Origin of the sequence: Kineococcus sp. G2 (assembly GCF_037154035.1) — a bacterium.
Classification (GTDB): Bacteria; Actinomycetota; Actinomycetes; order Actinomycetales; family Kineococcaceae; genus Kineococcus.
In genome coordinates this window covers 1-3,852 of the sequence record NZ_JBBBEM010000083.1, presented here as the reverse complement: position 1 = coordinate 3,852, position 3,852 = coordinate 1, and the positions used below count along the sequence as shown (strand labels likewise).

Here is a 3,852-nt window from a genome sequence, read left to right as displayed (position 1 = left end):
CCCCCCCCCCCCCCCCCCCCCCCCCCCCCCCCCCCCCCCCCCCCCCCCCCCCCCCCCCCCCCCCCCCCCCCCCCCCCCCCCCCCCCCCCCCCCCCCCCCGCCCCGGGGTGGCGACGTCAGCCATCCTGCGCCTGCCGCAGGGCGTCCTCGGGCGTCATGCCGCCGACGAGCGCGTTCTGCACCGCCGTGTAGATCTTCGTGGCGGCTTCCGGCCACTCGGGGCCGAGCTGACCGGTGCGGGCCCGCAGGTCGGGCACCTGCTCGGCGAAGGTGGCCAGGTTCGGGTTCTGCGCGACGACCTCGTCGGCCAGCTCCGGCTTGGTGGGAACGGTGCCGGTGGCCACCGAGACCTCGATCTGGGTCTCGTCCTTGTTCAGGCACTGGACGAGTTCGGCGGCCTTCTGCATCTTCTCCTCGTCGCCGGTCTGCGGCACGGCCCACGCCTCGCCTCCGAACGGCGAGACGACGGTGCCCCCGGGGGTCGGCGCCGGGATCGGGACGATGCCGTACTCCAGCCCCTCGACCGCGTCGAGCGTGCCGAAGTTCCACGGCCCGTTGACCATCATGGCGGCGTTGCCGGCGGCGAACTGGTCGGCGACGTCGGCCTGCGACCAGGTGACCGAGGACTGCGACAGCGAGCCGGCCTCCATGAGGTCCTTGACCAGCTGCAGGGCCTCCGCGGTCTCCGAGGTGGCGATGTCCCTCTCGTCCCCGCCGTTGGACCACATGAAGGGCAGGAACTGCCAGGTGCCCTCGTAGGTGTTGATGTTGGACATGGCGAACCCGTACTGGTCGCCCTGGGTCAGCGCCGCGGCGGTCGTCTTCAGCTCCTCCCACGTCGTGGGCGGCGTGATCCCGGCCTCCTCGAGGATCTTCTTGTTGTAGAACAGCGCGATCGTGTTGGTGACCGGCTGCAGGGCGTACAGCTCACCCTCGTAGGTGGAGGCCTCCAGCACGCCCGGGGCGACGCCGGTGGAGTCGATCCCCAGGTCACCCAGGGGGGCCAGCGCGCCGGACTCCGCGATCTGCTGCACGTCGGGGTTGTCGAGCATGAGCACGTCCGGCAGCGTCCGGGACGAGCTCTGCTGCAGCACCTTCTGGATGAGGGTCTCGCCCGGGACGGCCTCGCGGTCGATCTCCACCCCGATCTCGGTGCCGCACGCCTCGATGGCGTCGTTCCACAGCGTCGCGTTGGGTTCGGAGTTGTAGTAGTCCAGCACGCGCAGGGTGCCGGAGTCGCCGGAGGTCGTGCCCCCGCCGCTCCCGCCGCCGCAGGCGCTCAGCAGCAGGGGCACGGCCAGCACAGCGGCCAGGCCGCGCGCGGTTCCTCGTCGAGCCATCTCGTTGCTCTCCTCTCGCCCACGGCGTCGTGGGCTGTCGGTGGGTCGTGCGGTTCGTCGTGCTCCTCCGTCGATGCGTATCGACGACGGTCGTGCGGGGATGCGGTCGAAACGGTCGTGGGGTCAGCCGGCGGCGCGGACGGAACGCCGGCGGGTCAGCTCCGCGGGCACCAGGCGCAGCTCGCCGGGGCCCTCGGGGTCCTCGAGCAGGGCGAACAGCCACTCCATCGCCTGCCGCGAGACGTCCCGCGGCTGCGGGGAGACCGCCGTCAGCGGGACGGGGAGCGCCTCGGCCTCGGCGTCGGTGCACAGCGCGACCAGGTCCACGTCGCGCCCGGGCACCAGGTCCCGGCGCAGCAGCGCGCTGAGCACCGCCTGCGCGCCCGTCGAGGCCAGCAGCCCCGGCGGAGCGCCCGGCGCGCCGAGCACCTGCGCCACGCACTCCTCCACCGCCCCGTGCCCGGACGGCACCGCGCACCAGCGCAGCGCCACCCCGTGCTCGGCGGCGGCGGCCTCGGCCGCGGCACGGAACCTCGGCACGTAGTTGATGCCGAGCTCCTCCAGCTCGGGGGCCCAGCCCAGCACGGCCACCTCGCGGTTGCCGGCCGCGGCCAGCTCCGCCACGAGGAGGCGGGCCGCACCCTCGAAGTCGAAGTCGATGCAGTGCAGCCCCTCGGCGTCCCGCGGGACCCCGATGAACAGGGTGGGCCGCCCCAGCGAACGGGCCACCTCAGCCCGCTCGTCGTCGGTGCGCACCTCCATGACGACGACCGCGTCGCACAGCGCCCGGCCCGAGACCCGCTGCAGCGCACCGGGGCCCTCGTCCGCGGTGACGATGAGCAGGTCGTGGTCGCGGGCACGGGCGGCCAGCGCGATCTCCTCGACGAAGGCCATCAGGCCGTGCGCGCTGAGCGGCGTGCGGAACGGCACCACGGCCGCGACGACGTTCGTGCGCCGGCCGGCCAGGGCGCGCGCCCCCGCGTTCGGCTGGTACGTCAGCTGGGCGATCGCGTCCTCGACGAGCCGCCTCGTCTTCTCCGAGATGGGCCGCTTGCCGCTCATCACGTAGGAGACGGTGCTCTGGGAGACGCCGGCGATGCGCGCCACGTCCTTGCTGGTCGGAACCCTGGCCACGTCGCCCCTCCCCCACGCTCGTCGTCGATGCGTATCGAGGAGGACCGTAACCGCCCACCGCGCTGCGGGCAAGGTCCGCGCTCAAGTCGTGACCTCCACGTGCCGATGAGCCTCCGGAACCGCACCAGAGCAGGGAGCCGTCGTGCCCAGAACCCCCCGCGCCCGCCGTCGCGCCACCGCCGCCCTGGTGTGCGCGCTGGCCGCGCTGCCCTGCGTCCCCGCGGCGGCCGCCCCCGCCGGTTCCGGCGACGTGCCCGTGGACCTGCTGCGCCGCACCGGGGACCGGCTGGTGCTCGAGACCGTCACCGCCCCGGACGCAGCCGCGGCCCGGCACCTGGCCGCGCGCCTGACCGAGGACGAGTCGGTGTCCTCCGCCGCCCCGCGCACCACCTACCACCTGGCGCCGGGCACCACCGAGCCCCTCGGCGTGCGCGCGAGCGCCGGCACGGACCCGTTCCTGGACCGCGCCGGCCACCTCGAGGAGGTGGACGCGCCGGCCGCGTGGCCCACCACCACGGGCGACGGGCTCACCGTGGCGGTCCTGGACAGCGGCGTCGACCCCACCGCCCCCGACCTGGCCGGGCGGGTCCTGCCCGGCGCGAACTTCGCCTCCGGCACCGACGTCGGCACCCACGGCACCCAGGTCGCCACCGTGCTCGCCGGCGCGTACGGCAACGGCGTGGGCGCCGCGGGCGTCGCCCCCGGCGTCGACGTCCTGCCGGTGCGGGTGTGCACGAGCACCGGCTGCCCGGGCAGCGCGGTGGCGCAGGGCATCGTGTGGGCCACCGACCACGGCGCGGACGTGCTGAACCTGTCGCTGGGCGGTGAGACGTACAGCGCGGTGACCGCCGACGCGGTGGCCTACGCCACCGGCAAGGGGGTCGTCGTGGTGGCGGCCGCCGGCAACTCCGGCGACACGGGGAACCCCGTGGAGTACCCCGCCTCCTACCCGGGGGTGGTCTCCGCGTCGGCGTCGGCCGTCGGCGGCGGCGCCGCGCCGTGGGCGCAGCACAACACCGCGGTGGACGTCAGCGCCCCCGGCGAGCAGATCCCCGCGGGCGGCCCCGCGAGCCAGGGGCACCGCTACTTCGCGGTGACGGGGACGTCGTTCTCCGCGCCGCAGGTGGCGGCCGCGGCCGCCCTGGTCCGGTCGGTGAACCGCACGGCGACGGCGGCGCAGGTGGAGGAGCTGCTGCGCTCCACGGCGTCGCCGCGGCCGTCCTGGCCGGCGGGGTACGGCGCCGGGATGCTCGACGTGGCCGCCGCGGTGCGCGCCGCCGCGGTCCCGGTGCCGGTCAGCACCCCCGCCCCGGTCCCGGTGGTGCCCCGCCGCGCCCGCGCCGTCCACCGCTGACCCACCCCACCCCCACCCCCTCGG

At 75.7% G+C, this 3,852-nt stretch carries 3 protein-coding genes; 1 reads left to right on the top strand and 2 read right to left on the bottom strand.

What is annotated here, in order from left to right; translation table 11 throughout:
* Nucleotides 1-116: 116 nt before the first annotated feature.
* Nucleotides 117-1,340 (bottom strand): sugar ABC transporter substrate-binding protein, encoded by a 1,224-nt coding sequence (locus V9U69_RS12600; protein WP_337062167.1) that lies wholly within the window; start codon nt 1,338-1,340, stop codon nt 117-119.
* A gap of 123 nt (nt 1,341-1,463) precedes the next feature.
* Nucleotides 1,464-2,474: a LacI family DNA-binding transcriptional regulator gene (locus V9U69_RS12595; RefSeq protein ID WP_337062166.1), complete on the bottom strand. Its 1,011-nt coding sequence runs from the start codon at nt 2,472-2,474 to the stop codon at nt 1,464-1,466.
* Nucleotides 2,475-2,616: 142 nt separating this feature from the next.
* Between V9U69_RS12595 and V9U69_RS12590 the strand changes: the two genes are divergently transcribed.
* The gene (locus tag V9U69_RS12590) at nt 2,617-3,828 is read left to right on the top strand and encodes a S8 family serine peptidase (protein ID WP_337062165.1); all 1,212 of its coding nucleotides are present in this window, start codon (nt 2,617-2,619) and stop codon (nt 3,826-3,828) included.
* Nucleotides 3,829-3,852 lie beyond the last annotated feature (24 nt).